The organism is Paraburkholderia sp. SIMBA_027, from assembly GCF_046535315.1.
Taxonomy (GTDB): domain Bacteria; phylum Pseudomonadota; class Gammaproteobacteria; order Burkholderiales; family Burkholderiaceae; genus Paraburkholderia; species Paraburkholderia tropica.
This window is the reverse complement of record NZ_JAWRWY010000031.1, coordinates 26,270-51,607: the sequence shown is the minus strand read 5'-3', so window position 1 is coordinate 51,607 and position 25,338 is coordinate 26,270. Positions and strand designations below refer to the sequence as shown.

Genomic DNA, 25,338 nt, shown 5'->3' with positions numbered 1-25,338 from the left:
AACGGGGCGCGCCGTCGGTCGCGCTTTCAGTCGAACAGATCGCCGAGCCACGATTTGCGGCGGCGCGGCGCGTACTCGTCGCGATGCGCGCGATGATGCGAACCTTGCTGCGCGCTGTAGCCGTCGTCGAGTGGGCGCGACTGCGTGGTTTGCGCGGCGGCTGTGCGGTCGAGCAGCTTGTCGAGTTCCCCGCGGTCGAGCCAGACGCCGCGGCATTCCGGGCAATAGTCGAGTTCGACGCCTTGACGCTCCGAGATCGCAAGCGTCACGTCAGGGCAGTTCGGGCATTTCATGATGCGCTCCGTGATGAATGGACAGGCCATCGGGCGCCGCCTGAGCCTTGCCGTAGCACGCTGCGCGGCCCCGATGGAATTCATCCTCGCAGACGAAAATGAGCGAAAAATGAGGAGCGTGTTTGAGGCGCCGTTTGTGGCGCGTTCAGAGCGCTATCGGGCGGCGTTCACATCGCCGCCGCGCGTCTTCACCAGCGACAGCAGCACGCCGCCCGCGAGCAGCGCCGCCGTCACGCCGAGGCTCACCAGCGCCGGCATCTTGCCGATGAAATGCACCAGAAAGATCTTCGCGCCGATGAACACCAGCACGAGCGCGAGCGCGTGCTTGAGGTAGTAGAAACGGTGCGCCATCGCCGCGAGCGCGAAGAACAGCGCGCGCAGACCGAGCACGGCGAAGATATTGCTCGTATAGACGATGAACGGATCGGTCGTGATCGAGAAGATCGCGGGAATCGAGTCGACCGCGAAGATCAGATCGGCGAATTCGATCATCAGCAGCGCGACGAGCAGCGGCGTCGCGTAGCGCTTGAGCTTGCCGCTGACGGGATGCGCGCGCCGCACCACGAACGCGCCGCCTTCGAGTTGCGGCGCGACCGGCAGCACGCGGCGAATCACGCGCAGGATGCGGCTGTCTTCCACGTGCGCTTCTTCCTTCGAGCCGAACAGCATCTTCACGCCCGTGATCGCGAGAAAGAGACCGAACACGAGCAGCATCCACTCGAAGCGCGCGACCAGCGCGGCACCGAGGCCGACCATCAGTGCGCGCAGCACCAGCACGCCGACGATGCCCCAGAACAGCACGCGATGCTGGTACACGCGCGGCACCGCGAGCGCGCCGAAGATCGACGCGATCACGAAGACGTTGTCGAGCGACAGCGATTTTTCGATCAGATAGCCGGTCAGGTACTCGGTCGCGGGCTCGGCGCCCAGTTGCCACCAGACGAAGCCGCCGAACAGCACGCCGACGGTGATGTAGCCGAGCGAGAGCCACAGGCTTTCGCGGATGCCGATTTCGTGATCGTCGCGATGAAGCACGCCGAGATCGAGCACGAGCAGCACGATCACGACCACGATGAAGGCGACCCACAGCCACGCGGGCTGACCGAGAAAGCTGGCGGAGAGGATCGGCGTGAGCATGGCGGTCAGGTCCTTTGGCCTCGAATCGGATAGCGGGGAAGGGCGAGCCCGAGGGGCTCAACGGTCTAGCTTAATCCTGAAGAATGAGCGAGGAATGAGGCGTGTCCGTTTGCGTCCGTTTGCGTCGGCCTGTGTCCGTTTGCGTCAGTCAGCGGACGAGCAGGCGCGCAGACTGACGCCGGATTGACGAAGATCCAGGCGCAGCGCTTGAACGCCGCACCGCGCAAATATGGGAAAGAGGGGCAGTGCTAGATTCGTCGATCCTTACAACAGTGAAAGGATGGCAAGAATGACATTTGGCAAGATTGGCTTCGCGTGCGGGCTCGCGGTTGCGCTGAGCGCCTGTTCGTCGCTGCAAAGTCTGGACCCCAACGCGGCGGTGTCGGCGGGCGCGACGCTGTTCAAGGCGGCCACGCTGTCGGACAGCGACATCGTCGCGGTTTCGAACGACGCCTGCAAGGCGAGCGACGCGCAGTCGAAGGTGGCCGCGTCGAGCAGCGCTTACGGCAAGCGTCTCACGAAGGTCATGAGCGGCTTCGGCGACATGACGCTGAACGGCCAGAAAATCGACTACAAGGTCTACGAGACGAGCGACATCAACGCGTGGGCGATGGGCAACGGCTGCGTGCGCGTCTACAGCGGCCTGATGGACAAGATGAGCGACGACGAACTGCGCGGCGTGATCGGCCACGAGATGGGCCACGTCGCGCTTGGCCACTCGAAGAAGGCCATGCAGACGGCGTACACCGTGAGCGCGGCGCGCACGGCGGCGGGCGCAACGGGCAATTCGATGGCATCGGCGTTGAGCACGTCGCAGCTCGGCGACCTCACCGAGAAGTTCATCAACGCGCAGTTTTCGCAGTCGCAGGAAAGCGCCGCCGACGACTACTCCTTCGACCTGCTCAAGAAGAAAGGCATGAACCGCGCGGGCCTCGTCACGGCCTTCCAGAAGCTGGCGGAAATGGACGGCGGGCAGAGTTCGATGCTGAGTTCGCATCCGTCGTCGCCGAGCCGCGCGCAGCATATTCAGAATCGGATCAAGAAGGAAGGGTAAGACAGACCTGATCCGACCGGCCTGGCGGCGGGCGTGTGCCGGCCGCCAGGCCGGAAGGCGATGGAACCCACTAGAACTGGTAATTGATCGACACGTCGCAGACGCCTTCGGTCTTCGTCTGGATGATCGGGCTGTGCGCGGCGCTGCCGAGCAGACGCTTGATCGCGCCGTCCGCGCTCACGAACCAGTGCTTGTTGACGAAGTACACCATCGTGATGCCGAAGCCCGCCGATTTCAGGCCGGGACTCGCGTCGTACTGCCGGTAGCCCGACGCAGCCGACTGCTGCGGCGTCACGCCGAACCAGCTCTGCATGTAGTTCGAATCCGCGAACGTGACCGACGGGCCGGCGAACCAGTAGAAGTGCTGGCTGCTGCCCGGCAGCGGCATGTAGGCGCCGAAGTCGGCGGTCCAGCCGTTGGAGCCGCCGAAGCTGCGCGTGAACGCGCCGCGGAACACCAGCGGGAAGTCCTTCGAGATCACGTATTCGCCCGCGATCTTCATCAGCGGCGCCGGGTTGATGTTGCCCATGCCGTTCAGACGCGTCGGATCGTCGTTGCCACGCCGGCCGAGATCGTAGGCGGCGGCGATGCTCAGGCGCCAGTTCTGCCCTTGCAGAAAGTTCACGCCGAAGCCTTCGCCGGTCGAACCGAACAGGGTGTCCTTGTAGCGCAGGTCGATGCTGGGTCCGGCCATCATGTGATAGCGGTCCGAGCCGTCGTAGCGCGGCTCGAAGGTCGCGCCCACGCCGAGGCGGGCCTCGAAGTCGGGCCGGTCGGGCTGATAGAGCTTTTCGAGCGGGATCCCCGCCGAGTACTGCCACTCGCCGAGCGGCGAAGGCGTCTGTGCGTGGGCGCGCGGCGTGAACGCGAATGCGCAGACCGTGGCCGCCACGGCGAGCGATGCGTGGCGCGCGCCGCGCCGGCGGTGGTCCGGGTTGGCCTGCGGTTGCCGCCGCGGGATCAGGCTTGTTCTGCTTGTTTTCTTGTACGCGGTACGGGTTGCAAGTGGCATGAGGCCTCCATGATTGCCTGTGCTGCCGCGACGTGACCGTTATTTCAGTGTGATGGAACCACAGAACCGGGCATCGTGCGGCGGCGCACATCTCGCAAACGACGTGCCTGATATGGCACTCACGGTCGCCGTGCTGCACTCGCGTCATCGTTTCCGCGCGAGCGAGGGGCCGCCGGAAATCAATCGGAAAAACAAAGGCTTCCGCTTCGGTGCTCACGAAAAGCACACGGAAATTGCGCCGGAAACGCGACGGATTTCCCGTGCGCGCCACGCCGGGTAACAGCGATACAGGTATCGCCACTACCACCCAACTCACTGTTTTTTATCGCTTTTTTTGAATCGTGACGATGCGGGGTGCGGCTTTCGCGTGGCATAATCGATTCACAAAGTATTGCCCCCGCAGTCACTAACTCCCCGCATATCATGGCAAAGACGCTCTACGACAAATTGTGGGACTCGCATGTGGTCCACACGGAAGACGACGGCACGACGCTCCTTTACATCGACCGTCATCTGCTGCACGAAGTCACCAGCCCGCAGGCTTTCGAAGGCCTGAAGCTGCATGAGCGCCCGGTGTGGCGCATCAGCGCGAACCTGGCCGTTTCCGACCACAACGTGCCCACCACGGACCGCAGCCACGGCATCGCCGACCCGGTTTCGAAGCTCCAGGTCGACACGCTCGATTCGAATTGCGACGCCTTCGGCATCACGCAATTCAAGATGACCGACCAGCGTCAGGGCATCGTGCACATCGTCGGTCCGGAACAGGGCGCGACGCTGCCGGGCATGACGATCGTCTGCGGCGACTCGCACACGTCTACGCACGGCGCGTTCGGCGCGCTCGCGCACGGCATCGGCACGTCGGAAGTCGAGCACGTGCTGGCCACGCAAACGCTCTTGCAGAAGAAGAGCAAGAACATGCTCGTGAAGGTCGAAGGCACGCTGCCGCGCGGCTGCACCGCGAAGGACATCGTGCTCGCCATCATCGGCAAGATCGGCACGGCGGGCGGCACGGGCTACGCCATGGAGTTCGGCGGCTCGATGATCCGCGGTCTCACGATGGAAGGCCGCATGACCGTCTGCAACATGGCGATCGAAGGCGGCGCGCGCGCCGGCATGGTCGCGGTGGACGACACCACGGTCGACTACCTGAAGAACCGTCCGTTCTCGCCGCAGGGCGTGGAGTGGGACCAGGCCGTCGAATACTGGAAGACGTTCCGTTCCGACGAAGGCGCGCATTTCGACCGCGTGGTCGAACTGTCGGAGGCCGACATCGTCCCGCAGGTTACGTGGGGCACCTCGCCGGAAATGGTCACGTCGGTCGACGGCCGCGTGCCGGACCCCGAGCGCGAGAAGGATCCGGTCAAGCGCGACGCGATGGAACGCGCGCTGCAATACATGGCGCTCGAGCCGAACATGCCGATCGAGTCGATCCAGCCGGACAAGATTTTCATCGGCTCGTGCACGAACGCGCGTATCGAAGATCTGCGCTCGGCCGCGTATGTTGTGAAGAAGCTCGGCCGCCGCGTGGCGCCGAATATCCGTCTCGCGATGGTGGTGCCGGGTTCGGGTCTCGTGAAGGCGCAAGCCGAACACGAAGGTCTCGACAAGGTGTTCACGGAAGCGGGTTTCGAATGGCGCGAGCCGGGCTGCTCGATGTGTCTCGCGATGAACGCGGACCGTCTGGAACCGGGCGAGCGTTGCGCGTCCACCTCGAACCGTAACTTCGAAGGCCGTCAGGGCGCGGGCGGACGCACGCACCTCGTGAGCCCGGCGATGGCTGCCGCAGCTGCCATCGAAGGTCATTTCGTCGACATTCGCAAGCTCGGTTAAGGCAACACGATCATGGAAAAATTCACAGTACACACCGGCGTCGTGGCGCCGCTCGATCGCGAGAACGTCGACACGGACGCGATCATTCCGAAGCAGTTTCTCAAGTCGATCAAGCGCACGGGCTTTGGGCCGAACGCATTCGACGAATGGCGTTATCTGGATCATGGCGAGCCGGGGCAGGACAATTCGAAGCGCCCGCTGAATCCGGATTTCGTGCTGAATCAGCCGCGTTATCAGGGTGCTTCGGTGCTGCTGACGCGCAAGAACTTCGGTTGCGGCAGCTCGCGCGAGCATGCGCCGTGGGCGCTCGATCAGTACGGCTTTCGCGCGATCATTGCGCCTAGCTTTGCGGACATTTTCTATAACAACTGCTTCAAGAACGGGCTGCTGCCGATCGTTTTGAGCGAAGCGGATGTCGATCATCTGTTCAACGAAACTTATGCGTTTAATGGGTTTCAGTTGACTGTCGATCTGGATAAGCAGGTTGTGCGTACAACCGATGGGTCGAAGGAATATCCGTTTGAAGTGGCGGCGTTTCGTCGGTACTGTCTGTTGAACGGGTTTGACGATATCGGGCTTACGCTGCGGCATGCTGACAAAATTCGTCAGTACGAAGCCGAGCGGCTTGTGCGTCAGCCGTGGCTTAAGAATCGCGTTATTTAAGTGGGTTTGGTTGGTGGGGATGTTTTTTTGAGGTAGGCGCTTTTTTTCGCGTTTCCTTGTTTTCTTGTCGGTTTGCCAGCGTCGCCCCTGAGCGGGGCGGCACCTACTTTTCTTTGCCGCGGCAAAGAAAAGTAGGCAAAAGAAAGCCGCTCAAACCGCCAATGTGACGCAGTCCACCCCGCACCTTTGCAGGTAGTGGTTCCGGAGCATCCGGCATCACTCGCCACCCAACAGAGTGACAAAGGGCTCATTCCTCCGGCGGCGCGCCGCGCGCCGCGGGGCATAACCGAAAACGGTGGATCACCAGGGTTTTCGGTGGACCCTTCCGCTGAGCGCGTAGCGCGAGGCGGGATGGATGAGTCCTTTGTCACTGAGTGGGAATGTGCGGGGTGACGGATGCTCCGGAGCCACTACCTGCGAAGGTGCGAGGTGGACTGCGTCACACTGGCGGTGTGAGCCGCTTTCTTTTGCCTACTTTTCTTTGCGGCTGCAAAGAAAAGTAGGTGCCGCCCCGCACAGGGGCGACGCTGGCAGACCGACAAGAAAACAAGGAAACGCGAAAAAAGGCAACGAGAAACCGCAAAAAACATCCCCCAACCAGACCACCCCGAACCACCCCCGAGGAATCAAAAAATGAAGATTGCAGTGTTGCCGGGCGACGGCATCGGCCCCGAGATCGTCAAGGAAGCCGTGAAGGTCCTCAACGCGCTCGGCGAAAAGTTCGAGCTGGAAGAAGCGCCGGTTGGCGGCGCGGGCTACGAAGCGAGCGGCCATCCGCTGCCCGAAGCCACGCTCGCGCTCGCGAAATCCGCTGACGCGATCCTGTTCGGCGCTGTCGGCGACTGGAAGTACGATTCGCTCGAACGCGCACTGCGCCCGGAACAAGCCATCCTCGGTCTGCGCAAGCACCTCGAACTGTTCGCGAATTTCCGCCCCGCCATCTGCTATCCGCAACTCACGGGTGCGTCGTCGCTCAAGCCGGAAATCGTGTCGGGCCTCGACATCCTGATCGTGCGCGAACTGAACGGCGACATCTATTTCGGCCAGCCACGCGGTCTGCGCGAATCGCCGGATGGTCTCTTCAAGGGCGCCCGCGAAGGCTTCGACACGATGCGCTATTCGGAACCCGAAGTGCGTCGCATCGCGCACGTCGCGTTCCAGGCCGCGCAAAAGCGCCAGAAGAAGCTGACCTCGGTCGACAAGGCCAACGTGCTCGAAACTTCGCAGTTCTGGAAGGACATCATGATCGATGTCTCGAAGGAATATCCGGAAGTCGAGCTCTCGCACATGTACGTCGACAACGCGGCCATGCAGCTCGTGAAGGCGCCGAAGGCGTTCGACGTGGTGGTCACGGGCAACATGTTCGGCGACATCCTCTCGGACGAAGCGGCCATGCTCACGGGCTCGATCGGCATGCTGCCCTCGGCTTCGCTCGACAAGAACAACAAGGGTCTGTACGAGCCGTCGCACGGTTCGGCGCCGGACATCGCGGGCAAGGGCATTGCAAATCCGCTCGCCACGATCCTCTCGGCCGCCATGATGCTGCGTTACTCGCTCGGCCGCGAAGAGCAGGCCGATCGCATCGAAGCCGCGGTCAAGAAGGTGCTGGAGCAGGGCTATCGCACCGCCGACATCGTCACGCCGGACTGCAAGAAGGTCGGCACGGTGGAAATGGGCGACGCAGTGCTCGCCGCGCTGTAAAGCAGAACGGAAGGGCAGGCCTTCGGTGGCGTGCCCTTTTTTGCTTTCGCATGATTTCGCGCCCGTGTTTTGCATCCGTGTTTCGCGCTGGCGAAACGCGGGCGCTACATAGCGGAAAGTGCGGTTTTTGCCGCGCAATTTAACTGTTTCGTGTATATTGTTCCGATGGCGAAGATCTCCCCGATCACGATTGTTTCGAACATCCACGGCGATAAAACGGCCCGTGCGATTTCGCTCGCCATCAACACGAAAACCATTACGAAAACGATCATCACGCGTTGATCGCTCGTCGTGCCCGCTCATCTTCCCCGCGCGGCCACGCCGGGCGAGCGAAGCGGGGAAGTGTCCAAATCAAGGGTTAGTCATGAACGTAGGTCTCGTAGGTTGGCGCGGCATGGTCGGCAGCGTGCTGATGCAGCGCATGCAGGAAGAACGTGATTTCGACCTGATCGAACCGGTGTTTTTCAGCACCAGCAACGCAGGCGGCGCGGCTCCGTCGTTCGCCAAAAACGAGACGAAGCTCAAGGACGCAAACAGCGTCGACGAGCTCAAGAAGTGCGACGTCATCATCACCTGCCAGGGCGGCGACTACACGAACGACGTGTATCCGAAGCTGCGTGCGGCAGGCTGGACCGGTTACTGGATCGACGCGGCCTCGTCGCTGCGCATGAAGGACGACGCGGTCATCATCCTCGACCCGGTCAACCTGAACGTCATCAAGGACGCGCTGGTCAAGGGCCAGAAGGACTTCGTCGGCGGCAACTGCACGGTCAGCCTGATGCTGATGGCGCTCGGCGGCCTGTTCCGCGAAAACCTCGTCGACTGGATGACGGCCATGACCTACCAGGCGGCTTCGGGCGCGGGCGCGCAGAACATGCGCGAGTTGCTCTCGCAGATGGGCGCGCTGAACGCGGCCGTCGCGACCGATCTGGCGAACCCGTCGTCGGCGATTCTCGACATCGACCGCAAGGTGCTCGCCACCATGAACAGCGACGCCATGCCCACCAGCCAGTTCGGCGTGCCGCTCGCCGGTTCGCTGATTCCGTGGATCGACAAGGATCTCGGCAACGGCATGTCGAAGGAAGAGTGGAAGGGCGGCGCGGAAACCAACAAGATTCTCGGCAAGCCGGCCATGGGCCAGCCGGGGTCGATCCCCGTCGACGGTCTGTGCGTGCGTATCGGCGCGATGCGCTGCCACTCGCAGGCGCTCACGATCAAGCTGAAGAAGGACGTGCCGCTCGACGAGATCAACGGCATCCTCGCGTCGGCCAACGACTGGGTGAAGGTTGTGCCGAACGAACGCGAAGCGTCGATGCAGGATCTGTCGCCCGCGAAGGTCACGGGCACGCTGTCGGTGCCGGTCGGCCGCCTGCGCAAGCTGGCAATGGGCGGCGAGTATCTGTCGGCCTTCACGGTCGGCGATCAGCTGCTGTGGGGCGCCGCCGAGCCGCTGCGTCGCATGTTGCGCATTCTGCTCGACAAGTGAATCATTTAAACTACGCGGCTAATGACGCGTAGAAGGTGGAAAAAGCGCCGCGCCAGTCGCGGCGCTTTTTTATTTTCGCGGATCGGCGCTCGCGCGACGTCCGCGACCATCCGCAACGAATTCCCGTTTCATCGACAGCCGCGCGAGCGGTGTGCCAGGGCAACTGATGACCGTTCGACTCGACTCTGTTTCCACTCCATTTCCGCAAGCGCGCCTGACGCTGCGTGCCGCCATCGCGGCCACGGCGTTCGCGCTGGCTGCGGCAACCGGCGCGGCGCACGCGCAAGGCGGCGCGGCCCAGGCGGGCAGCGCGGCGACGGCCGCGACCGGCGCATCGGCCGCTGCGGCGGGCGCTTCGGCTGCGCCGGCGGCGCTGCCCGTGGTCGGCCAGTACACGGTCCATCCGGGGCAGTCGCTGCACGACGTGGCCGTGGATCTCACGCAGTCGCATGACAAGACGGTGCTCGCGCGTGCGAGTTCGGCGCTGTTCGACGCCAATCCCAACGCGTTCATGAAGCATGACCCGAGCCGCCTGAAGGTTGGCGCGATGCTCAATGTGCCGGGTACGCCCGACATGGCGTCGGCGGGCGCGGCTTCGGGCGTGACGGCGGCTTCGGCTCCGGCCGCCCCGGCCACGACCGCCAGCGCGCCGGCTGCCGCGACGGCACCCGCAAGCGCGGCGACGCCGAATACGGCGGCTGCGACTGGCGCGACTGCTGCTGCGGCTTCGGCGGTGGCCACGGCGAACGCGGGTGCGAGCGCGGCGACGGCGGCGACCGCAGCGACCGCAAGTAATGCCGCGTCGAGCCCGGCAACGGTGGCTGGCGCTGCGAGCGAAGCGGCAGGCGCTTCGGCCCCCGAAACGGCATCGGCATCGGCGGCGACGGCGACGGCGACGGCGGCATCGGCTGCGGGCGCTTCGGCTGCCCTCGCGTCGGGGGCCTCGGGCGTCGATCAACATTCGTTCAGCGGATCGGTTCAGGCCGCTTCGGCGGCGTCCGCAGCATCCGCGCCGGTTTCGGTGTCGAGTCTCCAGCAACTGCTCGCGCTCAAGAATCGCGTGCTGATGGCCCTGCAGCACGGCATCGGCAAGCCGGCGCAAGTTGCCGGTGGCGCGAACGGTGCATCGGGCGCGCAGCACGCGCCCGCTGGCGCACAGGATGCGCAACAGCCGGAAGTGTCGCCGGTGACGCTCGGCATCGTGGCGGCGATCGTGCTGGCTTTCGTCGCGCTGCTCGTGCGTCTGTTGATGCGCAAGCGCCGCAAGCCCGCAGCGGCAGCAGATGCGCCGGCGGCTACGGAAACGCCGGTCGCGCCGACCGCACCGGTCGCACCGCCCGCAGGCACGGAAGCCGAAGCCGACGTGCCCGTGCTCGACGAGCCGCTGACGCTCGCGCCCACCGCCACCGCGGCTGCGGCGGCCGGCGCGGCCGCGTACGCGCAAACTCACACGGACGCCGACGCGGCGCTCGATCACGCCACCGACGCTGCGAGCCTGTCCGCTGCTGCGGAGCTGGGCGCCGACGCGTTGCCGCCGACGCTGTTCGACAAGCTGGAGCCCACGCAAGCGCACGGCCCCGACGCGCTGCGCGAAGACCGCGCGGAGCACGGCACGCATCCGCAAGGCGTGGCGCCGGGTGAACCGGAAACGCTCGCCGACGCCACCGACGCCGCGAGCTTCGCCGCGGCCGCGGAACTGGGCGCATCGGCGCTGCCGCCGGAAGGTCTGGCCGCGCAGCGCACGGTCGGTGAAATGGACGAGCACGCGCGCCGCGCCGAGGCCGAGCCGCACCCCATCGAAATGACGATGCCGGGCGAGGACCCGACTCACTCCGAGACTCACGACCAGCCGCTCGCGACCGAAGCCACCGAAGCGGAAGGCGAGCCCGCACCGTTCGCGCCGCACGCGCGCGAACCGCAGCCGCTCGAATTGCGCATGCCCGGCGATCCTGAGCCCGAGCCGGCTGCGCCCGCAGAACCCGTTGTTCCCGCAGTTTCCGCAGAAGAATCAATGCCCTACCAAGAAGTCCCGCAAGAGTTTCCGAAAACCGCAGTCGATGCGCTCGGCAGTATCGAAATGTCGTTGCCGCCGCGCGTGGAAGTGCCGGATGCGCCGGCCATGCCCGATTTCCCGTTCACGACCGAACCGTCCGCCACGTCGGGCGCGACGCTCGGTCAGCCCCTGCCGTTCGGCCAGCCGCCCGCGCCGCTCGCCGGCCAGGCGATCGAAGCCGGTACCGCGGGCATCGGCTCCATCGCGGGCCTGGGCGCGCCGCGTTTCGGCACGCTTTCGCTCGATTTCGACCTGAACCTGCCGCCGGATTCCGCCGAGCCGCTGCCGGTCTTCTCGCCCGATCAACTTGCGCGCATCGCCCGCAACAAGCTGGATCTCGCGCACGAATACATCGCGCTGGGCGATCTGTCGGGCGCGCGTGCGCTGATCAACGAAGTGATCGAGTCGAGCGACCACGCCACGCGCGCCGACGCGCAGGCGCTGCTGTCGACGCTCTCGCCGCTGTCCTGACGCCTGCCGCATGCGAATCGCGTTAGGTATCCAGTACGACGGCGCCGCGTTCTGCGGCTGGCAATCGCAGCCGCACGGCAAGACCGTGCAGGACGCGCTAGAGCGCGCGCTGCGCGAGTTCGCCACGGTGCCGCTCTCCACGGTGGTCGCGGGCCGCACCGACTCGGGCGTGCATGGGCTGGGCCAGGTCGTGCACTTCGACACCGATCTCGATCGCACCGATTTTTCGTGGGTGCGCGGCACCAATGCGTTCCTGCCGTCGACGGTCGCGGTGCAGTGGGCCAAGCCCATGCCCGAGGCGTTCCACGCGCGCTTCGCGGCCTTCGAGCGCACCTATTACTACGTGCTCTACGTGCACCCGGTGCGTTCGCCGATGCTGGCGGGCCGCTCCGGCTGGATTCATACGCCGCTCGACGTCGACGCGATGCGCGAGGCGGCGCAATGCCTGATCGGCGAGCACGATTTTTCGGCCTTCCGTTCCTCGGAGTGCCAGTCGAAGACGCCGGTCAAGCACCTGTACCAGATTGACATCCGGCCGCAGGGCGACTTCATCCACTTCCGATTCCGCGCCAACGCGTTCCTGCATCACATGGTGCGCAACCTGATGGGCTGCCTCGTGGCGGTCGGGCGCGGGCGCTATCCGGTTTCGTGGATGGCCGAGGTGCTGGCGGGACTCGACCGCGGCAAAGCCGCGCCGACATTCATGCCGGACGGCCTGTATCTCGCCCAGGTAGGCTATCCTGACGAGTTCGCGGTACCCGCGCCGCATACGGCGAGCGTGCCGTGGAGCGCGATCTGGGACGATCCGGCCTGATGCCGCAGCGTCGCAATCGCAAGCAAATTCGATGAATTCCGCGCAAGTTGCCTTTAACCATCGAGATTTCAACGAGCCTCAAGTCATGACGCAAGCCGAGCCAGTCGATCAGGTCGATCAAGCCGAGCGCGCCGCGCATCGCACGCGTATCAAGCTGTGCGGGCTGTCCACGCCCGAGGCGGTGGACCGGGCGATCGACCTCGGCGCGGACGCGATCGGTCTCGTGTTTTATCCGCCCAGCGCGCGTTCGGTGAGCATCGCGCAGGCCGTCGAGCTGACGCACGACATTCCGCCGTTCGTCTCGGTCGTGGGCCTGTTCGTGAACCCCACGCCGCAATGGCTCAGCGAAGTGGCGAGCAACGTCTCGCTCACGCTGCTGCAATTCCACGGCGACGAAACGCCCGCACAGTGCGAGTCGCTGGCGGCGGTTGCCGGTTTGCCCTGGTTGCGGGCGTTGCGAGTGGCGGCGGATACTCAGCAGACCGATTTGGTAGAATCGGCGAATAGTTATTCATCAGCCAGCGGCCTTCTGTTCGACACCCATGTCGACGGTTACGGCGGTGGCGGGAAGGTCTTCGATTGGTCACTTATCCCCGCAGGGCTCGCGCGTCGGGCCGTTTTGAGTGGTGGCTTGAACGCGCAAAACGTCGGTGATGCGATTCGCCAGGTGCGTCCGTACGCCGTCGATGTCTCCAGTGGCATCGAGGTACCGGGCGCGAAGGGCGTGAAAGATCACGCCCGTATGGCGGCGTTCGTGCGCGCAGTGCGCGAAGCGGACGCGGGATAATTTTCTGGACCGGCAAGTCCTTGCGCAACGCAAGGCACCATCCGGTCGGAGCGAGTGACTTATGTACAATTTGCCAGATGAACGTGGCCATTTCGGCCAATATGGCGGCGTGTTCGCTGCCGAAACCCTCATGCAGGCGATCGACGAACTGCGCGACGCCTACGCGAAATACAAGGACGATCCCGACTTCCGCGCGGAATATGAGCGCGAGTTGAAGCATTTTGTCGGCCGTCCGTCGCCGATCTATCACGCGCAGCGCTGGAGCGAAATGCTCGGCGGCGCGCAGATCTATCTGAAGCGCGAGGACCTCAACCACACCGGCGCCCACAAGGTGAACAACGTGATCGGCCAGGCGCTGCTCGCCCGCCGCATGGGCAAGCCGCGCGTGATCGCCGAGACCGGCGCGGGCCAGCACGGCGTGGCGACCGCCACGATCGCGGCGCGCTTCGGCATGGAATGCGTCGTCTACATGGGCGCGGAAGACGTGCGCCGCCAGGCCGCCAACGTCTACCGCATGAAGCTGCTGGGCGCGACGGTCGTGCCGGTCGAGTCGGGCTCGCGCACGCTCAAGGACGCGCTCAACGAAGCCATGCGCGACTGGGTCACCAACGTCGAAAACACCTTCTACATCATCGGCACCGTCGCGGGTCCGCACCCGTATCCGATGATGGTGCGCGACTTCCAGCGCGTGATCGGCGACGAATGCCGCGTGCAGATGCCCGAAATGACCGGTCGCCAGCCCGACGCGGTGATCGCGTGCGTGGGCGGCGGTTCGAATGCGATGGGTATCTTTTATCCGTATATCGACGAAAGTTCGGTGCAGTTGATCGGCGTCGAGCCGGCCGGCGACGGCATGGAAACGGGCCGTCACGCGGCTTCGCTCGCAGCGGGCACGCCGGGCGTGCTGCACGGCAACCGAACCTATCTGCTCCAGGACGAGAACGGCCAGATCATCGAGACGCATTCGGTGTCGGCGGGTCTCGACTATCCGGGCGTCGGTCCCGAGCACGCGTGGCTCAAGGACAGCGGCCGCGCGCAGTACGTGACGATCGACGACGAGGAAGCGCTCAAGGCTTTCCACGACTGCTGCCGCATCGAAGGCATCATTCCGGCGCTCGAATCGAGCCACGCGCTCGCGTACGCCGCGAAGCTCGCGCCCACGCTGCCCAAGGACAAGGTTCTGCTGGTGAACCTCTCGGGCCGCGGCGACAAGGACATGCACACGGTCGCCGAGCGATCGGGCATCCAGTTCTAGGCGCCGGGAGCGACACCAGCGATGCGTGACGAGTTCGACGAGCCGACCCTGCCGGCCGCCACAGGCGAGACGGGCGAAGTGAGCAGCCGGACGGCGGAGCAGGAAGCCGCCGCGGCGCTGGCTCACGCCGCCGCTTTGCCCGCGGCGGCGGTGTCCGTGGTGCCGCCGGCAGTGCCCGACGGCATCCGGCTCCTGAACCGCGATTTTCTGACCGATGCGGCGAATTTGCCCGATGCCTCGATCGACCTGATCGTCGCCGATCCGCCTTATGGGCTCGGCAAGGACTACGGCAACGACTCCGATATGCGTTCGGGCGAGGACTTCCTCGCCTGGACGTATGGCTGGCTCGATCTGGCGATTCCCAAGCTCAAGGCCAGCGGCTCGCTCTATGTGTTTTGCACGTGGCAGTACGCGCCCGAGATCTTCGTTTATCTGAAGTCGAAAATGACGATGATTAACGAGATCGTCTGGGATCGTCGCGTACCCAGCATGGGCGGCACCACCCGCCGCTTTACCTCCGTGCACGACAACATCGGTTTTTTCGCGGTCTCGAAGGATTACTACTTCGATCTCGATCCCGTCCGCATCCCGTACGATGCCGCCACGAAGAAGGCGCGTTCGCGCAAGTTGTTCGAAGGCAGCAAGTGGCTGGAGCTCGGCTACAACCCCAAGGACGTCTGGTCGGTCTCGCGGCTGCATCGGCAGCACGCGGAACGTGTCGATCATCCGACCCAGAAGCCTTTGGAAATCGTCGAGCGCATGGTGCTCGCGAGCTGCCCGCCGGGCGGCCGCGTGCTGGACCCGTTCATGGGCAGCGGCACCACGGCAGTCGCTTGCGCGCGTCAAAAGCGCGAATTCGTCGGCTATGAAATCAACGAAAGTTACTGCGCGATCGCGCGCGAACGCGTGAGCGCGGCAGCCGCCGCGCCCGCGTCCGCTGCCCGCGCCACGGCTGTCGCGGCCGGCGCCTGAGGCGCCGCCGCCGCCGTCGGTCTGCGACGCGCGGTATCCATTGAGATTGAGGACCCTGAAATGTCCCGCATCAAAACCACGTTCGAGGCGCTCGCCGCCGCCAGCAAGAAAGGCCTGATCCCGTTCATGACGGCAGGCGACCCCGATCCGGCCCGCACGGTCGAATTCATGCACGCGCTCGCCGCCGGCGGCGCGGACGTGATCGAACTCGGCGTGCCGTTCTCGGACCCGATGGCCGACGGCCCGGTGATCCAGCAGGCGTCGGAGCGCGCGCTCGCGAAGGGCGTCACGCTCAAGAGCGTGCTGGCCGACGTCAAGCGCTTCCGCGAAACCGACAACAGCACGCCCGTCGTGCTGATGGGTTACGCCAACCCGATCGAGCGCATGGGCGCCGACGCGTTCGCGGCCGCCGCGAAGGACGCGGGCGTGGACGGCGTGCTGGTGGTCGACTATCCGCCCGAGGAATCGGTGGAATTCGCCGCGAAGATGAAGGCGGCCGACATCGATCCGATCTTCCTGCTCGCGCCCACGTCCACGGCGGAGCGCATCGCCGAAGTGGGCCGCGCGGCCAGCGGCTACGTCTATTACGTCTCGCTCAAGGGCGTGACGGGCGCGGCGAATCTGGACGTCGCGAGCATCGCGAGTAAAATCCCGGCGATCAAGGCGGGCGTGCCGCTGCCGGTTGGCGTGGGTTTCGGCATTCGCGACGCGCAAACCGCCGCCGCGGTGGCCGAAGTGTCGGACGCCGTCGTGATCGGCAGCCGCATTGTCACGCTGCTCGAACAGGCGCCCGCCGACTCGGCCGCCGAGGCGCTCACGCAGTTCATCGCGGGCATTCGCGCGGCGCTGGACGCGCTGTCGGACAACGCGAAATGAGAGTGCTGTAAAATCCACTTTTCGCCATGCGCGGTCGGGGTCGGAACCCGGTCGGTTTTACCGGTCGGGTCAGCTCGATCCGCCGCGCCCGCGCATCACGAAGGTCAAGGAAGAAAATACATGAGCTGGCTCGATAAACTGCTGCCGCCCAAGATCAAGCAAACCGATCCGAAAAGCCGCAAGAGCATTCCGGAAGGTCTGTGGATCAAGTGCCCGAAGTGCGAAGCGGTCCTGTACCGCAACGACGTCGAAGCGAACCTCCACGTCTGCCCGAAGTGCGACCACCACATGCGCATCAATGCGCGCGAGCGCCTCGACGGCCTGCTCGATCCGGAAGGCCGCTATGAGCTCGGTCAGGAAATCGTTCCGGTCGACGCGCTGAAGTTCAAGGACAGTCGCAAGTACCCCGATCGCATCAAGGAAGCGATGGACGATACGGGTGAAACCGACGCGATGGTCGTCATGGGCGGCGCGATCCACACGCTGCCCTGCGTGGTCGCCTGCTTCGAGTTCGCCTTCATGGGTGGCTCGATGGGGTCGGTGGTCGGCGAGCGTTTCGCACGCGGCGCGCAGACCGCGCTCGAGCAGCAAGTGCCGTTCATCTGCTTTACCGCTTCGGGCGGCGCGCGCATGCAGGAAAGCCTGCTGTCGCTGATGCAGATGGCCAAGACCACGGCCATGCTGACCAAGCTCTCGGAAGCCAGGCTGCCGTTCATTTCGGTGCTGACCGATCCCACGATGGGCGGCGTGTCGGCGAGCTTCGCGTTCCTCGGCGACGTGGTGATCGCGGAACCGAAGGCGCTGATCGGCTTCGCCGGCCCGCGCGTGATCGAGCAGACGGTGCGCGAGAAGCTGCCGGAAGGCTTCCAGCGCGCGGAATTCCTGCTGCAGAAGGGCGCTATCGACATGATCGTCGACCGCCGCAAGCTGCGTGAGGAAATCGCCCAGCTCATGGCGCTGCTGCAGCGCCAGCCGGCTGACGCCGTGGCGTAACGACCGGGCGCCAGGCGCCGTCATCCGCACTCAAGCCAACGCGCCGCGAGCGAAAGCAAGCGGCGCGTTGTCATTTCCGCGATAATGCCGTTCTTTCGTGGCGGATCGTTCGCGCGAGATCGCGGTCGAATAGAGGATGTTCGATTGCGGTGCGCGCGGGCAGGACGCCGCGCCGCGTGTCCGCTGTTTGTTGTTTGCGCCGTCATGGCACAGCAGCAGTTGTCCGGCCTTCCATTCGAATCGTTTCACATCGCGTATTCATGAGCACCTTTCCCACTCTCGACGCGTGGCTCACGCATCTCGAAACCGCGCACCCGGTCGGCATCGACATGGGCCTCGGCCGCATCACCCAGGTCAAGGAGGCGCTGAAGCTCCAGTTCGAGTGTCCGATCTTCACCGTCGGCGGCACGAACGGAAAGGGCTCGACCTGCGCGATTCTCGAAACGATTCTGCTCAAGGCCGGTTATCACGTGGGCTGCCACACGTCGCCGCATCTGCTCTCGTTCAACGAGCGCGCGCGCATCGACGGCGAACAGGCCAGCGACGCCGATCTGCTGCCGCACTTCGAGGCCGTGGAAGCTGCGCGCAACGCGCTGCCCACGCCGGTTTCGCTCACGTATTTCGAGTTCACGACGCTGGCGATCATGCATCTGTTCGCTTCGCGCGGGCTCGACGCGGTGATCTTCGAAGTGGGTCTGGGCGGCCGCCTCGACGCCGTGAACGTGCTCGACACCGATTGCGCGATCGTCACGAGCATCGACCTCGACCACACCGAATATCTCGGCGACACGCGCGAGAAGATCGGCTTCGAAAAAGCCGGCATCTTCCGCGCGGGCAAGCCCGCGATCTGCTCGGACCCGCTGCCGCCGCAAACGCTCATCGACCATGCTGAGTCGATCGGCGCCGATCTGTGGCTCTTCGGCCGCGATTTCCGCTTCGAAGGCTCGCCGGGCAGCGAGCGCCAGCAATGGAGCTATGTGGGCCGCACGCAACGCCGTTCGGCGCTCGCGTATCCGGCGCTGCGCGGTGCGAATCAGCTGATCAATACCTCGGCCGCGCTCGCCGCGCTCGAAGCGATGCGCGACCGCGTGCCGGTTTCGGCGCAGGACATCCGTCTGGGTCTCGCGAACGTGGAATTGCCGGGGCGCTTCCAGGTGCTGCCGGGCAAGCCCGCGATCATTTTCGATGTCGGCCACAATCCGCATGCCGCCGCCGTGCTCGGGCAAAATCTCGGCAGCATGGGCTATTTTCCGTACACTTACGCGGTATTTGGCGCCATGCGCGACAAGGACATCGCCGGCGTGATCGGCCATCTGAAGGGCGAAATCGACCACTGGTGCGTGACCGATCTGCCGCTGCCGCGCGCGGCGTCCGCGCAACAGCTCGAAGACGCGCTGCGCGAGGCCGGTGTGGAAGACAGCGCAGACAGCAGCATCACGCATTACGAATCGCCCGCCGCTGCATTTCAAGATGCGCTAAAACGAGCGACTGAAAATGATAGAATTATTGTTTTCGGGAGTTTCTTGACCGTCGCCGGCGTCATGGCCTGGCGAAAGTCACAGCAGCACTGAACGCGCGGCGAATCTACGCCACCACGGCAAGCACCACGCAGACAGGCCAAAAGCAGCCATACATGGGAATTTTCTCGTTCGGCAAGAAAGACGAGGCGCCCCGCCGACGCGGCGCCGATGCCGGCTCCAGCCGACGGAGCAGCCAGAACACGCGCGTTGAGCGGCGCAGCCGCCGCACGGACCGGTCCGCCGACGCCGAGGCCATGCTCCTCGATCCCACCTTGCCGGAGAAGCAGCGCGCGCGCCGCCGCCTGGTCGGTGCGATCGCGCTGGTGCTGGCCGCCATCGTGATTCTCCCGATGGTGCTCGACTCCCATCCGAAGCCCGTCACCGACGACATCGCGATCGACATTCCGAGCCATCCCGCGCCCAAGGGAGCCGCTGCCCCCGCGCGCGATGACGACGACGATACGCAAGCCGGCGTCGCGCCCGACAATCCGCCCGCGCCGGGCGCGTCGAGCCTCGCTGCGGCGTCCGCGCCCGCAGCCGCACCGGCGGTGAAGGCGCCGTCCGTGCAGACCACACAAAGCGCGCCGGCGCAGACGCAAGCCCAGCCCGCCCAGCAGCAAACCGCCCAAACCGCGCAAGCGCAGCCGAAGCCGGCCGCGAAGCCCGCGCAGTCCACCGCGCAATCTTCTGCCAATAACGCGACCAATAGCGCGACCAACACCGCAACCGGCAGCGCCAAATCCGCCGCCGGCAGCGACGATTCCGGCGCGCCCGCCGCGCCGCCTGGCGCGCGTTTCGCGGTGCAACTCGGCGCGTTCAGCAGCGACGCGGCCGCGAATAAATGGGTCACGAAGTTGAAAGCCGCGGGTGTACCCGCATATACCGAACAACGCAAGGATGCCGACGGCACGACGCGCACGCTGCTGCGCGCCGGCCCGTTCGCCGACCGCGCGGCCGCCACGGAGGCGATCGCGAAGGTGCGCGGCGCGGGTCTGACGGCCGGTTCGAACGCGAACGCGGAATAAGCCGCCGATGTTCACGGCATTCGACTACGCTGTAATGGCGGTGATCGGTTTGTCCGCGCTGCGCGGTGCGTGGCGGGGATTCATCGGCGAAATTTTTGGCCTGATCGGCTGGATCGCGGCGTTTATCGTGGCGTGCCGCTACGTGGACCGCGTGGTGCCCTGGATTCCGGCGCATTTGCCGGGTCAGGCGCTCACCCAATGGCTGATCGCCTTCGCGCTGATCGTGATCGGCGTGGTGCTCGTGGCCGGCGTGGCGAACGCGCTGCTCGGCCGGTTGGTGCAGGTGAGCGGATTGTCCGGCGTGGACCGTTCGCTCGGGTTGTTGTTCGGCCTCGCGCGAGGCGTCGTGCTGGTGCTGATTCTCGTCGTCCTTGGCGGACTGACCGAGCTGCCCCAGCAGGACTTCTGGCGCAACGCGCTGCTGCGGCCTTATGCCGTGCAGGGCGTGCACGAACTGAAACCCATGTTGCCCGATACGCTCGCGGCCTACGTTCACGTCTGATCATCAGCTGATCGGTTGTGACAGGGCCCGGGATTGTCAGGCGGCGCTGCCTCGCGGCACTCCGGCCGGACTCGACCGGCCGCCGCGATCCGACTGTTCGCGAGCTGTTACCGATTTCGCTTTTTTGAAGGACCTGCCATGTGCGGCATCGTAGGCGTAGTTTCCCGCTCTCCCGTCAACCAGCTCCTCTATGACGCGCTGCTGCTCCTGCAGCATCGCGGTCAGGACGCGGCCGGCATTGCCACCGCGAACGGCAGCACGTTCCACCTCCATAAGGCCAACGGCATGGTGCGCGACGTGTTCCGCACGCGCAACATGCGTAGCCTGCCCGGCACCTGCGGCATCGGTCAGGTGCGTTACCCGACGGCCGGCTCGGCGTCGAGCGAAGAAGAGGCCCAGCCGTTCTACGTGAACGCGCCGTTCGGCCTGATCCTCGCCCACAACGGCAATCTCACGAACTGGCAACAGTTGAAGGAAGAGATGTTCCGCGTGGATCGCCGCCACGTGAACACGAACTCCGACACCGAAGTGATGCTCAACGTGCTCGCGCACGAAGTGCAGCTCGCGACCACCGGTCTGCAACTCGACCCGGCCGCGCTCTTCAAGGCGGTCTCGGGCGTGCATCGCCGCGTGCGCGGCTCGTACGCGATCGTTTCGCTGATCGCGGGCTACGGCCTGCTGGCGTTCCGCGACCCGTTCGGCATCCGTCCGCTGTGCATCGGCAAGATCGAAACGCCGGAAGGCACGGAATGGATGGTGGCGTCGGAGTCGGTGGCGCTCGAAGGCATCGGTTTCGAGTTCGTGCGCGACGTGGAGCCGGGCGAAGCGGTGTTCATCGATTTCGACGGCAACCTGCATTCGCAGCAATGCGCCGAGAAGCCGAAGCTCAACCCCTGCATCTTCGAACTCGTGTACCTCGCGCGTCCGGACTCGGTGCTCGACGGCGTGCCGGTCTACAACGCGCGTCTGCGCATGGGCGACTATCTCGCGGAGAAGATCCAGCGCGAACTGCCCGACGTGAAGATCGACGTCGTGATGCCGATTCCCGATTCGTCGCGCCCCGCCGCGATGCAGGTGGCGAACAAGCTCGGCGTGGAATACCGCGAAGGCTTCTTCAAGAACCGCTACGTGGGCCGCACCTTCATCATGCCGGGCCAGGCGATGCGCAAGAAGTCGGTGCGCCAGAAGCTCAACGCGATGGGCATCGAGTTCAAGGGCAAGAATGTCCTGATCATCGACGACTCGATCGTGCGCGGCACGACCTCGCAGGAAATCGTGCAGATGGCGCGCGATGCGGGCGCGACCAAGGTGATCTTCGCCTCGGCGGCGCCGCCGGTGAAATTCCCGAACGTCTACGGCATCGACATGCCCACGCGCGGCGAGCTGGTCGCGCATGGCCGCACGGACGAAGAAGTGGCGCGCATCATCGGCGCGGATTACCTCGTGTATCAGGACGTGGAATCGCTCAAGCAGGCCGTGCGCGACATCAATCCCGAGATCGAGGAATTCGAGGCATCGTGCTTCGACGGCGAGTACATCACCGGCGACATCACGAGCGCCTATCTCGACAAAATCGAAACGGCGCGCCTCGCGCCGCAGGCGCAATCCGACCGCGACGCCGCGAGCGACGCGCAGGACGGCGGCTCGCGCTCGCAATTGCATCTGCAACTGTCGGTCGAATGAGTTGCGCGACGGGAAACGCCTGTGCGTTTCCCGTGTTAGCATGTGGGCTTGCGTCGATTTGATCTCAGCTTGCGGACGCGGGGCAACCCAAAACAGCTAAAGCGAACGGTGCAGCATTGGCCGCCGCTCATTTGCTACAGCGCCCCCGAATTCCCGAAAAGCCCGCTTCTGCCGACGCAAAGCGGGCTTTTTTGCGTTTGCGCGCGCCGCGCGCAGACCTGAAACACGGTTCTGGCTACGGAAAACACGAACATGGACGACAACCTCAACTTCGACACGCTGGCAGTTCGCTCGGGCACGCTGCGCAGCGAGTTCAACGAACATTCGGAAGCGCTCTACCTCACGTCGAGCTTCTGTTTCGGCAGCGCCGCCGAGGCCGCCGAGCGCTTCAAGAACTCGGAAACGGGCTACACCTACGCGCGCTTCACGAACCCGACCGTCACCATGTTCCAGGACCGCCTGGCCGCACTCGAAGGCGGCGAGGCCTGCATGGCCACGGCTTCGGGCATGGCCGCGATCATGTCGGTGGTGATGTCCGCGCTGCAGCAGGGCGATCACATCGTCAGTTCGCAGAGCATTTTCGGCTCGACGCTCGGCATGTTCTCGCAGATCTTCAGCAAGTTCGGCATCACGACCACCTTCGTCGATCCGACCGATCTCGACGCGTGGAAGAACGCCGTGCGTCCCGAAACGAAGATGTTCTTCCTCGAAACGCCGTCGAATCCGCTGACCGAAGTCGCCGACATCACGGCCGTCAGCAAGATCGCGAAGGAAGCGGGCGCGCTGTTCGTCGTCGACAACTGTTTCTGCAGCCCCGCGCTGCAACAGCCGCTCAAGCTCGGCGCCGACGTGGTGATGCACTCGGCCACCAAGTTCCTCGACGGTCAGGGTCGCGTGCTCGGCGGCGCGCTGGTGGGCTCGAAGCAGTTCATCATGGAGAAGGTGTTCCCGTTCGTGCGCAGCGCGGGCCCGACGCTCTCCGCGTTCAACGCGTGGGTGCTGCTCAAGGGCATGGAAACGCTCTCGCTGCGCGTGGAAAAGCAGTCGGCCAACGCGCTCGAAATCGCGCGCTGGCTGGAGGCGCATCCGTCGGTCAAGCGCGTCTACTACCCGGGCCTCGCCTCGCATCCGCAGCATGAACTGGCGATGCGCCAGCAGAAAGCGGGCGGCGCGATCGTCTCGTTCGAAGTGAAGGGCGACACGCCTGAGGAACAGCGCGCGAACGCATGGCGCGTGATCGACAACGCCAGGGTGTGCTCGATCACCGGCAATCTCGGCGATACGCGCACGACCATCACGCATCCGGCGACCACCACGCACGGCCGCATCTCGCCGGAAGCGCGCGCGGCGGCGGGCATCACCGAAGGGCTGATCCGTCTGGCCGTGGGCCTCGAAGATCCGCAGGACGTGCGCGGCGATCTCGCGCGCGGCCTCGGGCAGTGAGCGCGTCATGAGCGTCATCCGCGCGTTGTTCGTGTATCCCGTGAAGTCGTGCGGCGCGATCGCGCTCGATCACGCGCAGCTCGAAACGCAGGGCCTCGCGTGGGACCGTCACTGGATGGTCGTCGACGCGAACGGGCGCTTCGTTTCGCAGCGCGAATACGCGTCGATGGCGCGCATCGTGCCGGTGTTCGCGCAGGACGGCGTGCAGCTCTCGATGGACGGCGTGAGCGGCGGCCTGCACTTGCCGTTCGCGCCGCGCGGCGACGAGGCGCGTGTGCAGGCGACGGTCTGGGGCGACACCTTCGAGGCGCTCGACGAAGGCGACGAAGCCGCGCAATGGTTCACGCGCGCGCTCGGCGTGCCGGTGCGGCTCGTGCGTTTCGCGCACGACGTCACGCGTCTCGCGAGCAAGAAGTGGACGCTCGACCAGGACGCGCCCACGCAGTTCGCCGACGGCTTTCCGATTCTCGTGACGAGCGAGTCGTCGCTGGCCGAGCTGAACGCGCGGCTCGCGGCCAAGGGCGCGCCCGCGCTGCCGATGAGCCGCTTTCGTCCGAACATCGTGGTCGACGGCGGCGAGGCGTTCGACGAGGACTTCATCGACACGCTGTCGATCGAAGACGAAGACGGCGGCGAAGCCGTGGTGCTGCGTTTCGTGAAGCCGTGCGCACGCTGCCCGATCACGACGATCGATCAGCTAAGCGGCGAGCGCGATGCGCAATGGCCCGCCGAGCCGCTCGACACCTTGCAGACCTTCCGCGCGGATGCGCGCGTGGACGGCGGTCTCACGTTCGGCCAGAACGCGACGGTGCTGGCGGGCGCGGGCAAACGTCTCGCGGTGGGCGCGCAGGCGCAGTGGGAATATCGCTTCGAGTGACGGGGTTGCCGTGGGTGAAGCGCGCGCGGCTCAATGCGGCAGCGCGCGCCACTGTCCGGGCGCGAGCCCGAAGCGCCGCGTGAACGCGTGCGTGAAGGCGCTCTGATCGCCGAAACCCACTTCGAGCGCGATGTCGGTCAGCGAATGGCGCGGATCGGCGAGCAGCGTGACGGCCGTATCCAGACGCAGCCGTTGCAGATAGCGATGCGGCGTTTCGCCGAATGCCTCGATAAACAACTGATGAAAGCGCCGCATGCCGAAGCCGCAATGCGCGGCCAGATCGGCGATACGCAGCGGCTGCGCGAGATGCGCGCGCAACCAGCGGTCGATGCGCGCGAAGTCGAGGCCTGCGGCGGCGTCGAATGCGCTATTGCCGGCGATGCCGGTTTGCGAGAGCACCGCGGCGCACAGGCGCGCCGACGCGTCCCAGTGAAAGCGCCGCGCGCGCAAGTCGTCGCCGGACGATGACGATCCGGAAACCGAAGACGTATCCAGCGACGCCGACAGATAACTCGCACCCGCCAGCACCGCGCGCTGCGCGATCTGGCGCACCAGCGCCGCGAGCGCGGGATCGATGCGCACGGCGCGCGCCGTGTCGAACAGACGCTCGGGAACCGCGAGTGAGGCCGCGGGCAAATCGAGCACGAGCTGGCGGTTTTCGCCGATGCCCGCATAGTCGTGCCGCGCGCCGGCCGGAATCAGCCACGCGGAGCACGGGTCGATGCGCTCGCCCACGCCGCCCACCGTCATCTCCATCGAACCGTCGAGACCGAGCACGATCTGGTGAAAGTCGTGCAGATCGGTTTCCTCGATGGCCCCGTACCGGCGCAGCTCGACGCCGGGCGCGGTAACGGGCGAATGATGATGCGGATTCATGGTGGCGAAAAC

Annotated in this window: 24 protein-coding genes; 19 read left to right on the top strand and 5 right to left on the bottom strand. The window is 65.3% G+C overall.

What is annotated here, in order from left to right:
• Positions 1-26: 26 nt before the first annotated feature.
• Together SB764_RS36225 and SB764_RS36220 are read right to left on the bottom strand one after the other, a co-directional pair.
• Positions 27-293: a zf-TFIIB domain-containing protein gene (locus SB764_RS36225; protein WP_065060015.1), complete on the bottom strand. Its 267-nt coding sequence runs from the start codon at positions 291-293 to the stop codon at positions 27-29.
• A 153-nt stretch (positions 294-446) separates the two neighbouring features.
• A complete protein-coding gene (locus tag SB764_RS36220) occupies positions 447-1,430 on the bottom strand; it encodes a TerC family protein (RefSeq protein ID WP_065060014.1) in 984 nt (327 codons plus the stop codon).
• Positions 1,431-1,719: 289 nt separating this feature from the next.
• On the opposite strand from SB764_RS36220, the gene SB764_RS36215 reads away from it, so the two are divergent.
• On the top strand, positions 1,720-2,484 hold the full coding sequence (locus tag SB764_RS36215; RefSeq protein WP_065060013.1) for a M48 family metalloprotease: 765 nt from the start codon (positions 1,720-1,722) through the stop codon (positions 2,482-2,484).
• A 70-nt stretch (positions 2,485-2,554) separates the two neighbouring features.
• On the opposite strand, the gene SB764_RS36210 is transcribed toward SB764_RS36215, so the two are convergent.
• Positions 2,555-3,496, bottom strand: coding sequence for a MipA/OmpV family protein (locus SB764_RS36210; protein WP_080180226.1), 942 nt, complete (start codon positions 3,494-3,496; stop codon positions 2,555-2,557).
• A gap of 13 nt (positions 3,497-3,509) precedes the next feature.
• On the opposite strand from SB764_RS36210, the gene SB764_RS36205 reads away from it, so the two are divergent.
• From SB764_RS36205 to accD, 12 genes are all read left to right on the top strand, one after another.
• The gene (locus SB764_RS36205) at positions 3,510-3,776 is read left to right on the top strand and encodes a hypothetical protein (protein WP_146229946.1); all 267 of its coding nucleotides are present in this window, start codon (positions 3,510-3,512) and stop codon (positions 3,774-3,776) included.
• Between the two features lie 143 nt (positions 3,777-3,919).
• Positions 3,920-5,329: a 3-isopropylmalate dehydratase large subunit gene (gene leuC / locus SB764_RS36200; protein WP_065060012.1), complete on the top strand. Its 1,410-nt coding sequence runs from the start codon at positions 3,920-3,922 to the stop codon at positions 5,327-5,329.
• Between the two features lie 12 nt (positions 5,330-5,341).
• Entirely contained in the window at positions 5,342-5,992 is a 651-nt protein-coding gene (gene leuD, locus SB764_RS36195) for a 3-isopropylmalate dehydratase small subunit (protein WP_065060011.1), read from the top strand.
• A 633-nt stretch (positions 5,993-6,625) separates the two neighbouring features.
• On the top strand, positions 6,626-7,693 hold the full coding sequence (gene leuB, locus SB764_RS36190) for a 3-isopropylmalate dehydrogenase (RefSeq protein ID WP_065060010.1): 1,068 nt from the start codon (positions 6,626-6,628) through the stop codon (positions 7,691-7,693).
• 364 nt (positions 7,694-8,057) lie between these two features.
• On the top strand, positions 8,058-9,179 hold the full coding sequence (asd, locus tag SB764_RS36185; protein ID WP_065060008.1) for an aspartate-semialdehyde dehydrogenase: 1,122 nt from the start codon (positions 8,058-8,060) through the stop codon (positions 9,177-9,179).
• Between the two features lie 166 nt (positions 9,180-9,345).
• Entirely contained in the window at positions 9,346-11,703 is a 2,358-nt protein-coding gene (locus tag SB764_RS36180; RefSeq protein WP_410866246.1) for a FimV/HubP family polar landmark protein, read from the top strand.
• Positions 11,704-11,713: 10 nt separating this feature from the next.
• Positions 11,714-12,517, top strand: a complete 804-nt coding sequence (truA, locus tag SB764_RS36175) for a tRNA pseudouridine(38-40) synthase TruA (protein WP_410866245.1) — start codon at positions 11,714-11,716, stop codon at positions 12,515-12,517.
• 85 nt (positions 12,518-12,602) lie between these two features.
• On the top strand, positions 12,603-13,304 hold the full coding sequence (locus SB764_RS36170; protein WP_410866248.1) for a phosphoribosylanthranilate isomerase: 702 nt from the start codon (positions 12,603-12,605) through the stop codon (positions 13,302-13,304).
• Between the two features lie 61 nt (positions 13,305-13,365).
• Positions 13,366-14,559, top strand: a complete 1,194-nt coding sequence (gene trpB, locus SB764_RS36165) for a tryptophan synthase subunit beta (protein WP_074982629.1) — start codon at positions 13,366-13,368, stop codon at positions 14,557-14,559.
• Positions 14,560-14,580: 21 nt separating this feature from the next.
• Positions 14,581-15,531, top strand: a complete 951-nt coding sequence (locus SB764_RS36160) for a DNA-methyltransferase (protein WP_074982627.1) — start codon at positions 14,581-14,583, stop codon at positions 15,529-15,531.
• A gap of 60 nt (positions 15,532-15,591) precedes the next feature.
• Positions 15,592-16,407, top strand: a complete 816-nt coding sequence (trpA, locus tag SB764_RS36155) for a tryptophan synthase subunit alpha (RefSeq protein ID WP_065060003.1) — start codon at positions 15,592-15,594, stop codon at positions 16,405-16,407.
• Between the two features lie 120 nt (positions 16,408-16,527).
• Positions 16,528-17,400: an acetyl-CoA carboxylase, carboxyltransferase subunit beta gene (gene accD / locus SB764_RS36150; protein WP_065060002.1), complete on the top strand. Its 873-nt coding sequence runs from the start codon at positions 16,528-16,530 to the stop codon at positions 17,398-17,400.
• 30 nt (positions 17,401-17,430) lie between these two features.
• Here accD and SB764_RS36145 read toward each other — a convergent pair whose 3' ends face one another.
• Entirely contained in the window at positions 17,431-17,649 is a 219-nt protein-coding gene (locus tag SB764_RS36145) for a hypothetical protein (protein ID WP_065060001.1), read from the bottom strand.
• Positions 17,650-17,660: 11 nt separating this feature from the next.
• On the opposite strand from SB764_RS36145, the gene folC reads away from it, so the two are divergent.
• The 6 genes from folC to SB764_RS36115 all read left to right on the top strand — a co-directional run bounded on the left by folC (position 17,661) and on the right by SB764_RS36115 (position 24,450).
• Complete coding sequence (gene folC / locus SB764_RS36140) at positions 17,661-18,971, top strand: bifunctional tetrahydrofolate synthase/dihydrofolate synthase (protein ID WP_176080119.1); 1,311 nt, start codon at positions 17,661-17,663, stop codon at positions 18,969-18,971.
• A 62-nt stretch (positions 18,972-19,033) separates the two neighbouring features.
• Positions 19,034-19,945: an SPOR domain-containing protein gene (locus SB764_RS36135; RefSeq protein ID WP_074982621.1), complete on the top strand. Its 912-nt coding sequence runs from the start codon at positions 19,034-19,036 to the stop codon at positions 19,943-19,945.
• A 7-nt stretch (positions 19,946-19,952) separates the two neighbouring features.
• Positions 19,953-20,447 carry a CvpA family protein gene (locus tag SB764_RS36130; protein WP_065059998.1) on the top strand — a complete coding sequence of 165 codons (495 nt, stop codon included), beginning with the start codon at positions 19,953-19,955 and terminating at the stop codon, positions 20,445-20,447.
• A gap of 138 nt (positions 20,448-20,585) precedes the next feature.
• Positions 20,586-22,130: an amidophosphoribosyltransferase gene (gene purF / locus SB764_RS36125; RefSeq protein WP_065059997.1), complete on the top strand. Its 1,545-nt coding sequence runs from the start codon at positions 20,586-20,588 to the stop codon at positions 22,128-22,130.
• A gap of 252 nt (positions 22,131-22,382) precedes the next feature.
• Positions 22,383-23,573, top strand: a complete 1,191-nt coding sequence (locus SB764_RS36120; protein WP_410866244.1) for an O-succinylhomoserine sulfhydrylase — start codon at positions 22,383-22,385, stop codon at positions 23,571-23,573.
• Positions 23,574-23,580: 7 nt separating this feature from the next.
• Positions 23,581-24,450, top strand: coding sequence for an MOSC domain-containing protein (locus SB764_RS36115; RefSeq protein ID WP_410866243.1), 870 nt, complete (start codon positions 23,581-23,583; stop codon positions 24,448-24,450).
• Between the two features lie 30 nt (positions 24,451-24,480).
• Here SB764_RS36115 and SB764_RS36110 read toward each other — a convergent pair whose 3' ends face one another.
• The gene (locus SB764_RS36110) at positions 24,481-25,326 is read right to left on the bottom strand and encodes a helix-turn-helix domain-containing protein (RefSeq protein ID WP_110326659.1); all 846 of its coding nucleotides are present in this window, start codon (positions 25,324-25,326) and stop codon (positions 24,481-24,483) included.
• Positions 25,327-25,338 lie beyond the last annotated feature (12 nt).